The organism is Stieleria sp., from assembly GCF_041595215.1.
GTDB classification, from domain to species: Bacteria; Planctomycetota; Planctomycetia; order Pirellulales; family Pirellulaceae; genus Stieleria; species Stieleria magnilauensis.
Window position 1 is genome coordinate 1 of the sequence record NZ_JBFHKV010001336.1, and the last position, 2,007, is coordinate 2,007.

Below are 2,007 nucleotides of genomic sequence, written 5' to 3' on the forward strand. Positions count from 1 at the left end.
CATGGGTCTCGGCCAACGAGCGTTGGTCCAGCAACGCGGGGTCGCTGGGCAGAATCACCGCCAGCAAGCGATCCACACTGATGTAATCGCCTTCGCGGAGTTCGATGCGTGACAAGCGGCCCGAGACCGGCGCGGACACGGTGTACTTTTCTCGAATCCGGGTCTTACCGTCTTCGACCACTGACACCCGTAGCGGCCCGACAGTGACCGGGGTCGCTCGGACCGCAACGGGTTTGGGGAACAACGCAGCGACGGCGACCATGACGAGCGAGATCACCAGGATTCCCCACAGCAATGTCTTTAGCGAAAATCGCACCACTAGTCCCTTGTTTTAAGCACGCTGATCAGATCCAAACGTTTCACGCGTCGTTGCACCAACAGCGCCGAAAGGATCGTCGCCACCACGACCACCGACGACGCCAACAGCAACGTGTTTCGGCTGACCACCAACGGAATCCGGTAGTTGTCGGTGTCCAACCCCGCCGTCATCACCGCCGCCAAACCGTACCCGATCACGCAACCGAGCGGGATCGCCAACACGGTAAAAATGATGATCTCTCCCAATAGCACGGTGGATACCTCACGATTGGTAAACCCCATGACACGCATCGTCGCCAAGTCACGCTGCCGTTCGGACAACGAAATCTTGGCGGTGTTGTAGACCACGCCGATCGCGATCACCGCGGCAAACATCACGATGAAGGACCGCATGACCAAGATGTTTTCGGCGACGGTTTGTTCAAAACTTTGCATCATGGCGTCCTTGATCGTGACACTGCCCACCCCCGGGCGTTCCTCCAGTTCGGCGAACACCGCATCGATGCGATTCGGATCAACTTTCAAAAACGCCCCCGAAGCAACATTGGATTCCAACAGGACTTCGTGAAGGCGGTGCTTGTTCATGTACGCGTTGATTCCCGCGTATTCTTCCACGATCGCCGAAACCTCCATCGTCAACGTCGGACGCTTGCCTTCCAGGACCTCGACGATCACTTCGTCACCGATCGAGGCCCCCAAGACCTCCGAGAGTTTGCTGTTGAGCATGATCCCGAATTCGGGCACTCGCACTTCGCGTTCATCGGCATCCAACAATCGATACAGTTGGGGATCGGGCAGCAGCCCCATGATGCCGATCCGACGCGAACGATTCTGGAATCGAATGCGGGTGGCGACACTCCGCATCGTTTCACTCTCCAAGACCCCGTCCAGGTTTTGCACTTCGTACATCACCGATTCGGTCGCCGGTTCCACGAAGGTGACGGTCAGATCCTGACGCTGGGCCAAGCGAAATTGAAACTCCATCATGTAGTTCATCGCGTCGAGGGAAAAATTGCCGAGCACCATCACCGCGACGGCCATGGCAATTCCGACGACCGAAAGTGCCGCACGGACCGGTCGCCGAGTCAAGTTACGGACGACCATCCGCATTTCCGGTGCCAAAAACCGCTTGGGAACCACACGCTCAAACCAAGACGTTCGGTAGCTCGGCGGCGCCTCGGGCCGCATCGCTTCGGCCGGCGGCAATGTGACGGCTGATCGTACCGACAGAAACGTCCCCACCACCGCGGCAGCACTGGTCATCAAAAATGCGGCGGCGACGGCAGGCCAATTGATCAGAAACGTCAACGCCGGAAACTTGTAAAACTCCTCATACATTCCCATCATATTCGCCCCCATCCAAAACCCGATCAACGAACCGGCAATGCTACCGCCCACGCTGATCACGAACACCAGGTTCAGGTAATGGGCGCCGACTTCGAAATCGGAATATCCGAAGGCCTTGAGCGCGGCGATTTGTTCGCGTTGCTGGGTGATGATTCGGGAGACTGCGATGTTGAGCAGAAATGCGGCAACGCCCAAAAAGATCGCCGGTGCCATCACCGCCATCCCGCGAAGCTGTGACAATTCGTCGGACAAATACCGGTGCGACAATTGCTCGTCGCGGTCGTACGCGCCGACGCTGCCATAGGGTTTGAGCAAGCGATCCAGTTCATCGATCACGCGCGC

At 57.9% G+C, this 2,007-nt stretch carries 1 protein-coding gene and 1 pseudogene; both read right to left on the reverse strand.

The window, feature by feature from the left end; translation table 11 throughout:
* Positions 1-316 (reverse strand): annotated as a pseudogene (locus tag ABX749_RS31065) (efflux transporter periplasmic adaptor subunit); the annotation flags it as partial.
* Between the two features lie 2 nt (positions 317-318).
* A partial coding sequence (locus ABX749_RS31070) for an ABC transporter permease (protein ID WP_372899451.1) occupies positions 319-2,007 on the reverse strand: 1,689 nt, incomplete at its 5' end.